The sequence below is a fragment of the Flavobacterium bernardetii genome (assembly GCF_011305415.1).
GTDB lineage: Bacteria > Bacteroidota > Bacteroidia > Flavobacteriales > Flavobacteriaceae > Flavobacterium > Flavobacterium bernardetii.
In genome coordinates this window covers 229526-245590 of record NZ_JAANOQ010000001.1, presented here as the reverse complement: position 1 = coordinate 245590, position 16065 = coordinate 229526, and the positions used below count along the sequence as shown (strand labels likewise).

Genomic DNA, 16065 nt, shown 5'->3' with positions numbered 1-16065 from the left:
ATACCATTTTTAGCGAATATACGACAATTTTAAAACATGTTAATGTCTTAATTTTGCATAAAAATAATTGATTATGTTACAAATTATCAAACACATATTGAATAATGATTGTCCAAATTGTTATAAAGGAAAAGTATTTAGAGATAAAAGTTTTTTCTTCAGTATTGGTTTTCCAAAAATGAACGAATATTGTAGTCATTGCAACAAGAAATTTGAAAAAGAACCTGGCTTTTTCTTCGGTTCAATGTTTGTTAGTTATGGTTTAGGTGTTGGAGAAGCTATAATTACGTACGTCATCGCACATCAATTTTTTGAAAAAACAATCGATTTAAGAATGATACCAATTATTGCTGTTGTGATTTTATTGTTGTCATCTTTCAACCTAAGATTGTCAAGAATGATTTGGATTTATATTTTCAAAAACTATTCGAATTAATATTTAAAAAATTATATCATTAGATTTTATGGGAATTTTCGTCAGTTCGAGTGTTCCTTTGAAGCATGAATTGGAATGTATCGAGAACAAGTAAAATTATAGGTTCTCGATACATTTTTTGTTACGTTTCACTACACAAAAAACACTCAAACTGACGTTGGAAATAAAATCACGGGTTTGAAATTATTTTCAAATCAATCGAGAAAAAATATATTTTTATTGTTTTTCAATAAATTTTTATTGATATTTGCATCATCAACTTTTAATATTTAAAATTATGGAAATTAAAATTAGTTCGAAGCAAATGCTTATGGTGTTAAGAATTCTTTGTTGGATTATCTTTATTGGACTTTGTATTGAAGCCGGTGGAATTCTATTCAATCTTTTTTATACCTTACTTTATAATCCAATTGGAGCAGGTTTTTTCTGGAATCAAATCGACTTTTCATCTTTGTACCAATTTGACAAAGGTCATTTTATTGTTGTAACTTCAATCATGAGTATAGTGTCTATTCTAAAAGCCTTGATGTTTTACTTGATTATTAGAATTATTGAAAACAAAGAACTTTCCATAACTTCACCATTTAATCATTCCGTGAGAAAATTTATTTTATTAGAAGCATTTATCTCTTTTGGGATAGGTTTTTTCTCTAATTATGGTTTGAATTATACAGAATGGTTAGCGAATCAAAATATAAAAATGCCTACTATTCATTTATTAAAAATTGCTGGTGGAGATGTTTGGTTATTTATGGGTGTGATTTTATTTGTGATTGCCTTTATTTTCAAAAGAGGCATTGAATTGCAAGAAGAACTAGATTTAACCGTATAATTATGGCTATAGTTGTAAACTTAGACGTGATGATGGCAAAGCGAAAAATGTCGTTAAATGAACTTTCAGAAAAAGTCGATTTGACATTAGCGAATTTGTCCATCTTAAAAACAGGAAAAGCAAAAGCCATTCGTTTTAGTACGTTGGAAGCGATTTGCAAAGTATTAGATTGTCAGCCTGGAGATATTTTGGAATATACTGAGTAATCTAGTTATTTTCAACAGAAAAGGTTCTTGATACATTTTTTTGGTATCTCATTTTGGAATGAGACACCAAAATACCACTCGAACTGACGGCAAAATAACTATTTAAAACAATAGGTTATTTAACATAAAAAAATCCCGAAACTTCAACAGAATCGGGATTTTGCATTTTTATAAAAACTTACTTATTTTATATATGTAAATTTTATTTTTTATAGGTCATATATGAATAGCTTTTATTTTGGTATTTGCTTACGCAAACTTTTTTATTGCTATTTCTTATTTACGAAATTCAAAATAGGTTTAAGTTGTTCCATATCGATATTTGATTTTTGTAAGATGCTGAAAAACTGCATTGCATCTTCCGGCTTCATGTTATCACCTAAAACACGAATTACAGTAAAACCTAAATCTTTCTGATTTCCGAATAAAACCAATTCGTCAATTTCTTTATTATCGCCAACTAACATAATAGAAGCGTTATGCCCTACTCCATTTAATTTAATCAAAGGTTGAAAAGTCGTATCTTTTAAAATCTCTTTTACTTCTTTGATTTCTTTTGAATACTGCGCGTTGTTTTTATCGTCTTTTTTGAAAGCTAATACATTTACTTTATCAAAAGAAGCCAAAGCTTTTTTCTCAGAAGCTGATAATTTACTTTCGTTCACATTTAAAATCGATGAAGAAATATCCATAGACATAAACTCCTTTTTCTCGCCACTTTTTACAAAGTATTTTTGCAAAGAAGGTTCATCGTCTTTACAACTCATCATTACTACAACTAAAGCAATACCAATTAATTTTTTCATGATGTTTTATTTTGAAATTTTACTTAAAATATCTGCTCCAGGAATGTTTAATTTCTTTACGATTAAAGCAATCTCGCTTAATGGAAAATCACCTTTAATAGATAAAACAGAAGTTTTCACACCGTTGAAATTTCCATTTACCACAACTAAAACTTCTTTAACATTTGCTTGATTCGTATCCGTTTTACCATAAATTTTAATTACATTTCCTTCTTGAGTAGTAGTAGAAATAGCTTCTAACGGATTTCCTTTTAAATAAGTCGCTACAGCTCCATTTAAATCACCACTCAATTTTGGTTGCGACGTATAAACCGCTTGTAAATTGTCTAATTTTTTAAGCAAGTTCATATATTGTTGCATTTCTTTGTCTTTTGCATCAACTTTCACTTTGCTCATCATTTCGAACATTTTTTTCGAAACTACAATGCTTTCTACACCTTCTTTATCTTCTAATTTATCAAAAGCATTTTGAGAAAACGCCAAAGATGAAACTAACAATGCTACGTAAACGATAATTTTTTTCATTTTTAAATAATTTTATATTTATAGTATATCAAATTCTATTCCAAATATAAGACAATACTTTAGACATTTTGTTACATAAAAAAAGGATTTAAAGTAAAACACCCTAAACCCTTTTAGCAACATAACTTTAATTTTCAATTAATAAATTAGAAATTGAAATTTAATCCTACTTTAAAGTTTCTTCCTCTTGTAGAATAACCAGCTTTTTCAACAAAATCTACATCAAATAAATTTGTTACTCCAGCAAATAAAGATAAATATTTATCTACTTTAAATGATATATTCGAATTTAATGTTTGGAATGATTTTAACTCAACTTCCGTTCTTGAAGGATTATAAATCAAATCTGCTTTATGATCTGTATATTGGTATTGAGCAGAACAATTTAATCTTTTAGTAATTTGATAATCAACACCTGCATTGAATTTATGTTTAGGAATTAATTGTAAAAAAGTAAAACTATTTTCAACTTGAGTAAATGTGTAATTTGTAGATAATTTAATTTTATCAACAGGTAAATAAGTAAAATTAACCTCTACTCCTTTAGCATTAATTTTATCCACAATATTTCTATATTGTCCCCAAGGTGGAAGACTTAAATTGATAAAATCGATTTTATTTTTTTCTTCTCTATAAAACCCAACTGCATTAAGAATAATTTTTTTATTTAAAAAAGCTTTTTCAAAACCAAATTCGGCTGTTTTATCTTCTTCAGGTTTTAAATCTAAATTACCATAAGCAGAATATAATTGATATAACGAAGGCGTAATATATGCAGTACTATAAGAAGATAAAATTCTTAAATTAATTTTTTGAATATTGAAAGATGGATTTATGTTATAAACTACATTATTACCATATTGACTATGCATATTTAAACGCGCACCAGTATTTACATTTAATCCGAAAGAACTATTATAAACAGCCGTAACATAAGGATCTACAATACTAAATTTTGTTATCTTATTATTTACTTCACCCCATGCACCAGATTGATAATAATCCATAAATTGAGATTGAACACCAGTAATTAAATAAACCTGTTTTGCTAAATCTAATTTATTTACTAAATCTGCGTTAACTGTTCTTGATTTGTAATACGATTCATCTAAAGTTAAAGTCCAAGTATTAAAAGACTCATAATTACGTTCTAAATTTGCAAAAGCAGCATTTAAATAAATTTCACCTTTTTTGTATTTATATTGTGGCTTAATTCCAAATCTTAATTGTTCTGAAGCATATTTATTTAAATCCGAATCTTTGAAGGCTGCTAAATCATAATTAGAAATAAATTTATCATAATTGGCAAAAGCTTCTAAATTAAATTTATTAGAAAATTTATATCCAATTTTTTGATTTAAGCTGATTCTTGAAAACTTATCACGCTCAAAATTCACACCTTGTGCTTCACTAATTCCATTAGCTTCAGTACTATTTAGCGATGTATTAAAATTAAATTTTCCTGAGCTTCCATTTATACCAAAACCTTGATTAAGTTCTTGTCCGTATAAATTAGTTTTTTCAGTAGTGTTTTGTGTTCCAATATTAAAATAAGCATTACCTGTAATTCCGTCTTTTTTTGCTTTTTTAGTTGTAATATTAATTACGCTAGTTGCAGCACCTGAACCATATAAAACACTTGAAGATCCTTTTAAAATTTCAATTTGTTCAATTTGTTCAACTGGTAACAATCTCAAATCGTAAACAGTGGTAATACTTGAAGCGTCATTAACTGGAATACCATCGATAAGAATTAATACTTGACGACTTCTTCCTCCTCTGATATAATATTCTAAATTTTTTCCCGCAGAACTATTACTTCCGTTAATTTCAATACCTGCAACTTGATTTAAAATTTGTGCAGCAGATTGTCCTTTTCTTGCTTCTAAGTCTTTTGCAGAAACAATATCAATGATTTTTCCAGACTTTTCCTTGCTTTGAGCAAACTTAGTATCAGAAATTACTACTTCTTCAATAGTTTTTGTAGAATCTTGTTCTTGTGCGATTGCAAAAGAAGTTACCAACGTTAAAAACGTGGCAAGTTTAATGAAATTTGTTTTCATCTTTAATTTTTAAATTTTAAAAAATAGGAAAAAAGCATAGAATTACCCATACCCAAACTTTTTCTCCCGAAAGCTTGATACAATGAATTGAGGCAGGTCTCCTGGCTTGCGTATTATTGTTTTCCTTCCCAAGATGCTGAAAAAATTCAACAAACTCAGTGGATTTGTAGTAACAATAACCTAATTAGCATACAGTTGCGGGTACAGCTCAGGTATTTCACCTGATTCCCTTTTAATGAATTTTACGAAAAGTGTAAAAATCAACCATAATTCGAGAACAAAAATACGAATTATCTAATCAAATCAAAATATTAATTAATTTTTATGATTAAAATTTCAATTTCGTGAAATTAAAATTCAAAGTATCAAAGAGTAATAGTTCATTTTTTAAAGTAGGTAACTCCAAAATAAGTTTTAAGGTTTCTTGTGCCATTAGCGTTCCAATTATTCCAGGCAAAGTTCCTAAAACCCCATTTAATGAACAATTTGGAACATCTTCAGGATTCGGTGGTTCTGGAAAAATATCTCTTAAATTTTTAGAATTTTTGTGATTGAAAACAGCAATTTGTCCTTCAAATTTAAAAATACTGCCATAAATCAATGGTTTATTAAGTAACACACAAGTATCGTTGATAATATAACGGGTGGTGAAATTATCCGTTCCATCGACTACCAAATCGAAATTCGTGATGATTTCTTTTGCATTTTCTAAAGTCAATTTTTCTTTAAAAGATTGAATATTGATATTCGGATTTAAGTTTTCTAAAATTGTTTTTGCAGTCGATGCTTTTAATTGCCCAACATGATTTTCAGTATATAAAATTTGACGATGCAAGTTGTGTACTTCCACTTTATCAAAATCTACAATACCAATATTTCCAACTCCAACTACCGCTAAATATTGTAAAACCGGACAACCCAAACCACCAGCACCGATTACTAAAACGCGAGCTTGTTTGATTTTTAGTTGACCTGATTCGCCAATTTCAGGCAATTGTATTTGTTTACTATATCTTAAAAAATCTTGAATTTCTATCATTTTATTTTTGTTTATTGAAGATATACTAAGTGATTAAAGTTTCACGCAAAGACGCAGAGTCGCAAAGAATTTATTTTGCAATCTTGTTTTTATACTATCTCCAATTATTTACTTTATTTTGAAGAAAAAGCCAAATCCCAATCTTTCCAAACCGGTTCATAACCAGCATTTTTAATCAGATTTGCGATTTCATCAACGCTTCTATCATCACTAATTTCAAACTGTTCTAAAGATTCTACATTCACTACATAACCTCCAGGATTTGTTTTAGAAGCGGCACTCATGCTTGTCACTCCAATCGGAATAATATTATTTCTGAATTTTTCGTTTTCACGAGTCGAAATGGAAATTTCTAAATCTTCATTCCAAATTCTGTACGCACAAATTAGTTGTAATAAATCTTTGTCGTCCATAATAAAATTAGGTTGTTCTACTCCTTCTGCTGGTCGCAATCTTGGAAAAGAAACCGAATATTTACTCTTCCAATACATTTTCTGAAGATAATCAATATGCAAAGCATTGAAAAAACTATCGGTTCGCCAATCTTCTAAACCCAACAAAACCCCTAAACCTATTTTATGAATTCCAGCCCTTGCCACTCGGTCTGGTGTTTCTAATCGGAAATCGAAATTTGATTTTTTTCCTTTTGGATGATACTTTTTGTACACTTCTTGATGATACGTTTCTTGATAGACTAAAACCGAATACACACCCGCTTCATGTAATTGTGAATATTCTTCCGTTGACAAAGGTTGCACCTCAACAGAAATATTAGAAAAATCCTTCTTAATTAAGTCAATCGCATTTAAAAAATAATTGATATTAACGGTATAATTCGCTTCGCCTGTTACTAATAAAACATGATCAAACCCCATTTTTTTGAGTTCAGCCACTTCTAGTAAAATTTCTGAATCTTTTAAAGTAATGCGCTTTATTTTATTATCTAAACTAAAACCACAATAGGTACAAATGTTCTGACATTCGTTACTTAAATACAACGGCGCATACATTTGAATCGTTTTTCCAAATCTCTTTTTCGTTAAATAATGACTCATTTGTGCCATTTCTTCCAAATAAGGTTGGGCGGCTGGTGAAATTAAAACTATGAAATCTTCCAAACTTTTCTTTGATTTAGCTAACGCTCTTTCCACATCAATTGTGGTCGTTTGATAGATTTTAGTTTGGATTTCCTTCCAATTATAGTGTTCAAAAACAGCTTTAAAAGTATTCATTATAAATCATTTAAAAAGGCTGTTAACGGACTTGAAGCCACTGCAAATTTCATCGGTTGTGCTAATTGAGCTTCAAAGGCATGTCGCCCAGCAATTACAGCTTCTTTAAAAGCTTGCGCCATTAAAACTGGATTTCCAGCAACTGCAATTGCCGTGTTTACTAACACCGCATCAGCACCTAATTCCATGGCTTTTGCTGCATCAGATGGCGCACCTAAACCTGCATCAATAATTACAGGAACCTTACTTTGTTCGATAATAATTTCTAAAAAATCGATGGTTTTTAAGCCCTTATTGCTTCCAATTGGCGCACCTAATGGCATAACAGCTGCAGTTCCAACTTCTTCTAAAAGCTTACACAAAACGGGATCGGCGTGAATGTATGGTAATACAATAAAACCTAGTTTTGCTAATTCTTCTGTTGCTTTTAAGGTTTCGATTGGATCAGGCATTAAATACTTTGGATCGGGATGAATTTCTAATTTTATGAAATTTGTTTCCATAGCTTCTCTGGCTAATTGAGCAGCAAAAACTGCTTCTTTAGCATTTCTCGCACCAGAAGTATTTGGTAATAGCTTAATATTATTTGGGAGATTTGATAAAATCGCATCCGTTTCTGTTTCAAAATCGACTCGTTTCAAAGCAACTGTTACCAATTCACTTTCCGAAGCTAAAATCGCTTTTCCCATTTCTACATTCGAACCAAATTTTCCAGTTCCTAAAAACAAACGCGAGTTGAACGTGGTATTTCCTATTTTTAATGGTTGCATATTTCTTTGGGTTTAAATAAAATTTCTGGGTTTTTATGATGTGTAATTAAACCAGATACTGCTACTCCATACACACCCGCTTGCTCTAATTTTTCAACATCTTCTATTTCAATTCCGCCAATAGCATAAATTGGGATGTCAATATTTCTATTTTTTACTTCCTTTAAAATTTCTTGATAGCCTTCAATTCCTAAGACTGGACTTAATTTTTCTTTAGTTGTTGTAAATCGAAAGGGGCCTAATCCGATGTAATCGCATTTTTCATTCACTCTTTGTAAAACATCTTTTAATGAATTTGCAGTTCCGCCAATGATTTTGTCTTTTAATAATATTCTTGCTTCCATAACAGAAATATCATCTAAACCTAAATGCACTCCATCTGCATTAATTTCACTAGCCACTTGCACATGGTCATTAATTATGAATGTGGCGTCATACGCTCTACAAATTTTTTGTACCATTTTAGCAAGCGTTTGTACTTCTTCTATGGCTTTGTTTTTATAGCGTAACTGAATCCATTTGCAGCCAGCGTCTAAAGCCTTACTAATATTGGCTAATTGTTGTTCAGGTGAATCTCCTTGCGAGATGTATTGAATTTTTTCAAGCATGATACGCTAATTTTGATAAATTGGATTGTAATATTTTTTCTGTATATAATTTTGCTTTTCTACAAGCTTCTTCTAAGTTTTCACCTAAGCTCAAATAAGCTGTAATTGCCGAAGACAACACACAACCAGATCCATGTTTCTCTGAACAATTATTTAAAGTTGGATGTATACTAATTTCTGTATTCTTGGTAAGAAGAATATCTGTTCCTTTTGCTTCCTTTTTATGTCCGCCTTTCCATAAAACTGCAGTATGATTTCTTAAATAATTCAGATTTTCTTCCACTGAAATGGCACTCGGAATTAATTTTAAAACCTCATCATTATTTGGTGTAATTAATTGAATTGCTTGTAAAATAAATTGTAAATCTTGCCGGTTTTCTATTTCTAAAAAAGAGAATTCGGTTGTCGATTTTAAAACAGTGTCCCAAATTATTGGAACTTTTGAATCTATACTTCTAATTTTTTGAATGATAAATTTCAAATCCGACAAACAAGAAACAATTCCGATTTTGATGGCTTTAATTTTATATGCTTTCAGGAACAATTCAATTTGAAATACTACTTTTTCAATAGCAACCCATTCCATTTCTATAAACTGATTTTCCGTTTGAATGGTGTAAGCTGTTGGAATAGCAATTCCGTACGTTTTCAATTGTTCAAACGTTTTAATATCCGCTAAAATTCCAGCTCCAGCTGAAGGATCAAATCCTGCAATGGTTAATACGAATGGACGATTTTCTGACATTTTTTAAATTTTTGAATTGGATTATCGTTTAACCAAATACATCCTAAAAGCGCTACATCATCAAAACCAGAATCTAAAGCGATTTTGATGTTATTTTCATTTATTCCTCCAAGTGCTACTAACTTTGTATTAAAATTGGTTCTTTTACTTATTGTTTCTAAAAGATTTTCATCTGACTTATAATTTGGTTTCGAAATACTTGGGAAAACAGGACTCAAAAAAGCAGAATAAAATTCGGTTTTTAAATCATTAAATATTGTCATATTATGTGTTGATGTTGAGAAAACATACCTACAAGGTTTTTGAAACCTTGCAGGATTAACTTGCTCTTTCTCATAAAAATGAATTCGATTGATTTGAAATTCTTCCGCCAGTTTATGATACTTGTGTAACACAATTCGAGAACGATAATTTTCATCAATATTAGTAAGAAAACTTCTCATCTCCTTTTCGGAATACGTTGGTTTTCTAACATGTAATAATGCTAATCCTTCTTCAAACAATTGATGAAGTATTTGAAATTCATTTTCGATTGAAAAAGGATTAGTGATGACAATCATTATGAATAAATTTCTTTACCGTTTTCTACAAACTCTTCCGATTTGGCTTTCATACCTTCTTCTGCGGCAGCGGAATCTCTAATTTCTTGAGAGATTTTCATCGAACAGAATTTCGGTCCACACATCGAACAAAAATGCGCGACTTTCGCACCATCAGCAGGTAAGGTTTCATCGTGAAATTCTCTTGCTGTATCTGGGTCGAGTGCTAAATTAAATTGATCTTCCCAACGGAATTCGAAACGTGCTTTACTCAAAGCATTATCTCTATATTGTGATCCTGGATGCCCTTTAGCTAAATCGGCAGCATGAGCCGCAATTTTATAAGTGATTACACCATCTTTCACGTCTTTTTTATTGGGTAATCCCAAATGTTCTTTTGGCGTTACATAACACAACATGGCACATCCGTACCAACCAATCATGGCAGCTCCAATTGCTGAAGTAATGTGATCATAACCTGGCGCGATATCAGTGGTTAATGGTCCTAAAGTATAAAAAGGAGCTTCATCACAATGTTCCAACTGTTTCTCCATATTTTCCTTAATCATGTGCATTGGCACGTGACCTGGACCTTCAATAAAGACTTGCACATCATGTTTCCAAGCGATTTTTGTTAGTTCACCTAATGTTTCTAATTCTGCAAATTGTGCGGCATCATTCGCGTCGGCGATAGAACCTGGACGTAGTCCGTCACCTAATGAAAAAGCGACATCATATTTTTTTAGAATTTCGCAGATTTCCTCAAAATGTGTGTATAAAAAATTTTCTTGATGATGAAACAAACACCATTTTGCCATGATAGAACCACCTCGAGAAACAATTCCGGTTACACGATTTGCGGTTAAATGAATGTATCTTAAAAGTACACCAGCATGAATCGTAAAATAAGAAACACCTTGTTCCGCTTGTTCAATTATTGTGTCGCGGAAAATTTCCCAAGTTAAATCTTCGGCTACACCTTTTACTTTTTCTAACGCTTGATAAATGGGCACTGTTCCGATTGGCACTGGCGAATTACGAATAATCCATTCTCTAGTTTCGTGAATATTTTTACCAGTTGATAAATCCATAATCGTATCAGCTCCCCAACGGCAAGCCCAAACTGCTTTTTCTACCTCTTCATCAATACTTGAAGTCACGGCGCTGTTTCCGATGTTGGCATTAATCTTCACTAAAAAATTTCTACCAATAATCATCGGTTCACTTTCTGGATGGTTGATATTATTTGGAATTACTGCTCTACCACATGCTACTTCGTTACGAACAAATTCTGGTGTAATTTTACTTTTCGGCGTATTCGCACCAAAACTATTTCCTGCATGTTGGCATTGCATCGCTTTCGTTTGATTTTCTAATTGCTCGATGCGTTGGTTTTCACGAATGGCGATATATTCCATTTCTGGAGTGATTATTCCTTGTTTTGCGTAATACAATTGTGTTACGTTTTGACCTTCTTTCGCCCGTTTTGGCTTATGTTGGTATTCAAATCGTAAGTGATTCAATTTTTCATCGTATAAACGTTGCTTACCATATTCGGAAGTGATTTCGTCTAGAATTTCTACATCATTTCTGTCTAAAATCCATTCTTCACGAATTCTTGGAATACCTTTTCGCACATCAACTTTAATATCAATATCTGTAAACGGTCCGGAAGTATCATAAACTGTTACGGGTGGATTGTGTTCTACATTACCATTTGCTAATTTAGTATCTGACAATACGATTTCTCGCATCGCAACTTTTATCGGATGAATTTCCCCATCGAGGTACACTTTTCTCGAATTTGGAAAAGGTTTTGTTGAAATTTTTTCTTCTTGCATTTTATATATAGATTAGTTAACCGCCTTGAGTTGCAGTAATGATTAGAATATCGTCTGAAGGAAATAGGAAAGTGTTTTCCCAATGAATTTTGGAAACAATAGAGCCGTTAACACCAATGGCAATACCATTTTGTTTGTTTGGACGTTCTAAATCCAAAAGTTCTTGAACAGAAATAGTTTCTTGTTCGAAGCTTTTTAATTGATTGTTGATTTTTAATTCCATTACCTAAATTTTTAAAAAAAGCTTTAGGAATGGCTACTCAAAAAAGTGCGTATGAAATACACTTATACAGAAAGAAGTCATTTACTTTTCCCTACGCTAGTATGATCTAGATCAGGTTCAGAGGGTAAAATCTCAGCTTGCTAATTCGCAAACACCCCTAAAGCATTGCAAATATATTAATAAAATTATTAACATTCTGAAATTATTTCCTTATCTTTACGTAAGAATTTAAGCACGTAAATTATTATGAAAAAATTTATACTATTATTATTGAGTTCATTTGTGGGATTTGCACAACAATCGATTGAACTAAAGTTAGTGAATGATAATATTGGTACACCATTTTATAATTCTATGGCAGGTATTTATGGAGCAAACTCTAATGATGCTGGATTAAATGCAATATTACTAAACCATAATGTTATGACTTATGCAGATAAAGGAATAAATGCTGCAGACAATTTACATTATATGGCAATTGATTGCGGAAACTGTAACTTACAAAATTTAAAACAAGATTTAATTAATTATAACAGCGTAATTCAAAGTGCGGGTATTTCGGAATATTATTATTTCAATAATACATTGATTGTAAGATTTATAAATAATAATTTTATAACAAGTATAAATCCAAATAATGGAATAATTGAAACAAATGATAGTCCCTTAAATTCAATATTTCAAAATCATAATGTTTATTTAATGAATAATGCATATTCTATGCAAGACAGATATTTTATTAAATGTAATGATTGCAATTTAAACAATTTAAAAACTGAATTAGAGTCTTATGTAACTGGAATTATAAATACAGAATACGTAACCAGTCAGTTGGTTTTAAACAACGAAACATTTGAAAACAAAGCAACTTCAATTTATCCGAATCCATTTCAAAATGAATTAAAAATAGAATCTGTTAAAACAATTTCAAATTATGAAGTAATTGATATTTCTGGGAAAATGATAATTAATTCTCAAAGTAAAACTGAATTTGAAAATTCGATTTCACAATTAAATAATGGAATATATTTTCTTCAACTAAACTATGATGACAGCTCTAAGTCAACTCATAAAATAATTAAAAACTAAGTTTTATTACTTCTCCATATTTAATAGAATATAACGAAAAAGCATCTATAAGATTGGTTTTATGATAGTGAGATAAAATACTTCTTATACTGCCAGCATGACAAATAATTATGACTTTAGCTTCTTTTTTATGAAGTAATTCGGAATAAAATTCACCTACACGTTCATGTAAATCTTCAAATGATTCGCCATTAGGAACACTTACGGTAACAAAATTATCCATCCAAGATTGAATTTCTTCTTGCGAAATGTCATTCCAAGGTTGTAATTCCCAATTGCCGAAATTCATTTCCATCAAACGTTTATCGAAAGTACTTTCGTTTGAAATAAATTCAGCCATTTTTTTACATCTCATCAAAGGACTCGAATACACAATAGCATCAGTAGGAAGTTGTGCTTTTATTTCTTCAAAAACATCTAAATATGGTTCTTTTATGTCCATATCGGCTTGACCGTAACAAATCCCTTTTTCACAAATAGTTTCCGTATGACGAACTAAATAAATTTCCATAGTGCAATAATTGATAAATAGATAATTACCTCAGCTAATTGCTGTGTGGCTCCTAAGCAATCTCCAGTATAGCCGCCAATCCATTTTTTAAAATAACGAATTAAGAAAAAACGTAAAACACATAAAGGAATTAAGATTAAAATATATTTCCAGTTAAAAAAAGTAAGAAACAACAAAGGAGCTAACCCAAAAACAAAAGCACCAACAATTTCTTTCCAAGTGTTTTGTTTTGCGATGGGTTTACTTTTGGACAATTCATCTTCTCGTACATATTCTGTGGTGAAAATAATGGATATGGCAGTTAATCTGCTTAACGCGTGAACCATTACAAATAAGAAAGCACACTCGGTAATTACAATATAATAGTTACTATCAGTATCAATAACTTCTTTAATCGCGAAAAACTTAATCGCAAATAACAACACCAAACCAATCGCACCATAGGCACCAATGGCGCTGTCTTTCATGATTTTTAGGATTTTTTCTTTCGTCCAACCGCCACCAAAACCGTCACAAACATCTGCGAAACCATCTTCGTGAAACGCGCCTGTTGTTAAAATATTAGCTATCAAACTAAAAAGAATCGCTAGTTCTAAAGAAAATATTTTATAAGAAATGGCAAAAAATATAGCTCCAATTCCTCCAACAATCCATCCAATTAAAGGAAAATACCTGGTGGCTTTGTTTAAATAAGTTGGATCGTGTGTGATGTTTTTCGGACAAGGAATTCTTGTGTAAAACATTAAGGCTGTAAAAAATATATCTAATTGTTTTTTCATGTTTTTTATATTTAACCGCAAAGAACGCAAAGTTTTTCGCAAGGCTCGCAAAGTATTTCTTTTACTTTTTACTTGACTCTTTTAACTTTTTACTTGGCTTCGAGAGCCTCAGCCAACCGGTGACTGAGGTTCTCGAAGTCACTCTTTATTACTTATTCCGGCACTTTCAAAAGTTGTCATTTCGTTTAAAAAAGTTAGCGAAGATTGAATAACAGGAAATGCAACTGCACAACCACTTCCCTCACCTAATCTCATATTTAAAGATAAAATAGGTTCTACTTGTAAATAATTTAGCAAATCGATGTGTGCTTTTTCTTCTGAACAATGTGAAAAAATAGCATTTTGTTTGATTGCTGGATTCTTTTGATAAGCAATTAAAAACGCAACCGTAGAAATAAAGCCATCCACTAAAATTAGCATCTTATTTTGATAGGCTTGCAACATTCCTCCTGCCATTTGCAAAATTTCAAAACCACCAAAATATTGAACTAAATTTCCCCAATTCGCTTCTTCTTCAAAATTAGAAATCGCTTTTGATAAAATCTCAATTTTGTTTTTTAATTTTTCATCTACAACTCCAGTTCCTTTTCCTACACAATCTTCAATTGGTATCTTGGTTAACACACTCATTAAAACTGAAGCTGTAGAAGTATTTCCGATACCCATTTCTCCAAAACCAATGCAATTACTTCCGTTTTGATGAATTTCATTTACCACTTCGGCACCATATTGAAAACATAAATTCATTTCATTGCTACTCATTGCTGAAGTAGTTAGAAAGGATTGCGTTCCTTTTGCAATTTTCTTATTCATGATTGGAGTATTCGTTGGAAAATCGTAATTAACACCTGCGTCAACAATCTTTAAATCGATATTGTTTTGTTTACAAAATACTGAAATTGCCGCGCCACCTTTTAAGAAATTTTCTACCATTTGTCGCGTTACTTCTTGCGGATAAGCACTTACACCGTGATTAGCAATTCCGTGATCAGCAGCAAAAACAACAATCGTTGGATTTACAATTTTTGGCGTTTCTGTTTGAAATACTAAACCAATTTGTAACGCCAATTTCTCTAAAACGCCTAATGAACCTAAAGGTTTTGTCTTCTGATTAATCTTATCATTCAATTGATCTTTTAAAACAGAAGAATGCGAATGTAAAACCGCAAAATTCTCTAATTCTAAATGATTAACTGGTGTGAAATTTTCAATTTTAGTAACGATTGGTTTATCCAATTTTTGTTTCCAATCTAATTGTTGTAACATCGGTTGTTTTCCGTAATCTGTTGCTGGTTTTCCGATACAGAAATAACCCAAAGGCTCAATATAATCGGGTAAATTTAATAACTTTTTAAAATGATGGTAATTGATAATCGAAACCCAACCCATAGAATAACCTTGTTCGGTCAACGACAACCAAATATTTTGAGCCGCACAAACCGAACTAAATTTTACAGATTCATTACTTCCAACAGTTCCAATAGTAAATTTATCTAAAACCGAACGGTCGTAAGCAATCACTAATCCGATTGGTGCTTCTTCAATCGCTTCTAACTTTAATTCTAAATATGATTTTTTTTGATTTTCAGAATCGGTTTGATTGGCTGATTTTTTATGATATGAAGTAAATAATTCTTTGACTTGCTTTTTAATTTCTTCAGATTCAATGATATAATATCTAGTCGCATCAGTTAATCCTACGGATGGTGCTTTGTGTCCGGCTTCTAATGCTTTTTCCAACACTTCAGCAGGAACTTCATCATTTGTAAAATGGCGTGTATCTCTTCGTTCGGAAATTATATCGTATAATGACTTCATTAA

At 31.1% G+C, this 16065-nt stretch carries 18 protein-coding genes and 2 riboswitches; of the genes, 4 read left to right on the top strand and 14 right to left on the bottom strand.

The window, feature by feature from the left end:
• Positions 1-73: 73 nt before the first annotated feature.
• From G6N05_RS01180 to G6N05_RS01170, 3 genes are all read left to right on the top strand, one after another.
• Positions 74-436 carry a DUF983 domain-containing protein gene (locus G6N05_RS01180; protein WP_166124738.1) on the top strand — a complete coding sequence of 121 codons (363 nt, stop codon included), beginning with the start codon at positions 74-76 and terminating at the stop codon, positions 434-436.
• Positions 437-713: 277 nt separating this feature from the next.
• Positions 714-1268: a hypothetical protein gene (locus tag G6N05_RS01175; RefSeq protein ID WP_166124737.1), complete on the top strand. Its 555-nt coding sequence runs from the start codon at positions 714-716 to the stop codon at positions 1266-1268.
• A gap of 2 nt (positions 1269-1270) precedes the next feature.
• Complete coding sequence (locus G6N05_RS01170) at positions 1271-1474, top strand: helix-turn-helix domain-containing protein (RefSeq protein ID WP_091464200.1); 204 nt, start codon at positions 1271-1273, stop codon at positions 1472-1474.
• A 269-nt stretch (positions 1475-1743) separates the two neighbouring features.
• Here G6N05_RS01170 and G6N05_RS01165 read toward each other — a convergent pair whose 3' ends face one another.
• From G6N05_RS01165 to thiS, 11 genes are all read right to left on the bottom strand, one after another.
• On the bottom strand, positions 1744-2280 hold the full coding sequence (locus G6N05_RS01165; RefSeq protein ID WP_166124736.1) for a DUF4252 domain-containing protein: 537 nt from the start codon (positions 2278-2280) through the stop codon (positions 1744-1746).
• Positions 2281-2286: 6 nt separating this feature from the next.
• On the bottom strand, positions 2287-2805 hold the full coding sequence (locus G6N05_RS01160) for a DUF4252 domain-containing protein (RefSeq protein ID WP_166124735.1): 519 nt from the start codon (positions 2803-2805) through the stop codon (positions 2287-2289).
• A gap of 146 nt (positions 2806-2951) precedes the next feature.
• Complete coding sequence (locus G6N05_RS01155) at positions 2952-4868, bottom strand: TonB-dependent receptor plug domain-containing protein (protein WP_166124734.1); 1917 nt, start codon at positions 4866-4868, stop codon at positions 2952-2954.
• A gap of 74 nt (positions 4869-4942) precedes the next feature.
• Positions 4943-5152, bottom strand: a riboswitch (cobalamin riboswitch).
• A 44-nt stretch (positions 5153-5196) separates the two neighbouring features.
• Entirely contained in the window at positions 5197-5907 is a 711-nt protein-coding gene (locus G6N05_RS01150) for a HesA/MoeB/ThiF family protein (RefSeq protein WP_166124733.1), read from the bottom strand.
• A gap of 113 nt (positions 5908-6020) precedes the next feature.
• Positions 6021-7139 (bottom strand): 2-iminoacetate synthase ThiH, encoded by a 1119-nt coding sequence (gene thiH, locus G6N05_RS01145; protein WP_166124732.1) that lies wholly within the window; start codon positions 7137-7139, stop codon positions 6021-6023.
• Positions 7139-7909 (bottom strand): thiazole synthase, encoded by a 771-nt coding sequence (locus G6N05_RS01140; RefSeq protein WP_166124731.1) that lies wholly within the window; start codon positions 7907-7909, stop codon positions 7139-7141. The genes thiH and G6N05_RS01140 overlap by 1 nt, the downstream gene beginning before the upstream one ends.
• Positions 7897-8517, bottom strand: a complete 621-nt coding sequence (locus tag G6N05_RS01135; protein ID WP_166124730.1) for a thiamine phosphate synthase — start codon at positions 8515-8517, stop codon at positions 7897-7899. Before G6N05_RS01135 ends, G6N05_RS01140 begins: the two co-directional genes overlap by 13 nt.
• On the bottom strand, positions 8510-9262 hold the full coding sequence (locus G6N05_RS01130; protein ID WP_166124729.1) for a hydroxymethylpyrimidine/phosphomethylpyrimidine kinase: 753 nt from the start codon (positions 9260-9262) through the stop codon (positions 8510-8512). The genes G6N05_RS01135 and G6N05_RS01130 overlap by 8 nt, the downstream gene beginning before the upstream one ends.
• Positions 9235-9822, bottom strand: coding sequence for a thiamine phosphate synthase (locus G6N05_RS01125; RefSeq protein WP_166124728.1), 588 nt, complete (start codon positions 9820-9822; stop codon positions 9235-9237). The genes G6N05_RS01130 and G6N05_RS01125 overlap by 28 nt, the downstream gene beginning before the upstream one ends.
• Positions 9822-11642 (bottom strand): phosphomethylpyrimidine synthase ThiC, encoded by a 1821-nt coding sequence (gene thiC / locus G6N05_RS01120; protein ID WP_166124727.1) that lies wholly within the window; start codon positions 11640-11642, stop codon positions 9822-9824. The genes G6N05_RS01125 and thiC overlap by 1 nt, the downstream gene beginning before the upstream one ends.
• 16 nt (positions 11643-11658) lie before the next feature.
• Complete coding sequence (thiS, locus tag G6N05_RS01115) at positions 11659-11865, bottom strand: sulfur carrier protein ThiS (protein WP_166124726.1); 207 nt, start codon at positions 11863-11865, stop codon at positions 11659-11661.
• Positions 11866-11936: 71 nt separating this feature from the next.
• Positions 11937-12034: riboswitch (TPP riboswitch) on the bottom strand.
• A gap of 77 nt (positions 12035-12111) precedes the next feature.
• Between thiS and G6N05_RS01110 the strand changes: the two genes are divergently transcribed.
• Positions 12112-12954 (top strand): T9SS type A sorting domain-containing protein, encoded by an 843-nt coding sequence (locus G6N05_RS01110; protein ID WP_166124725.1) that lies wholly within the window; start codon positions 12112-12114, stop codon positions 12952-12954.
• Here G6N05_RS01110 and cobC read toward each other — a convergent pair.
• From cobC to cobT, 3 genes are all read right to left on the bottom strand, one after another.
• Complete coding sequence (gene cobC / locus G6N05_RS01105) at positions 12944-13465, bottom strand: alpha-ribazole phosphatase family protein (protein ID WP_166124724.1); 522 nt, start codon at positions 13463-13465, stop codon at positions 12944-12946. The genes G6N05_RS01110 and cobC overlap by 11 nt on opposite strands.
• Entirely contained in the window at positions 13450-14244 is a 795-nt protein-coding gene (locus tag G6N05_RS01100) for an adenosylcobinamide-GDP ribazoletransferase (protein WP_166124723.1), read from the bottom strand. The genes cobC and G6N05_RS01100 overlap by 16 nt, the downstream gene beginning before the upstream one ends.
• A 138-nt stretch (positions 14245-14382) precedes the next feature.
• The gene (gene cobT, locus G6N05_RS01095) at positions 14383-16062 is read right to left on the bottom strand and encodes a nicotinate-nucleotide--dimethylbenzimidazole phosphoribosyltransferase (protein ID WP_166124722.1); all 1680 of its coding nucleotides are present in this window, start codon (positions 16060-16062) and stop codon (positions 14383-14385) included.
• Positions 16063-16065: the final 3 nt, after the last annotated feature.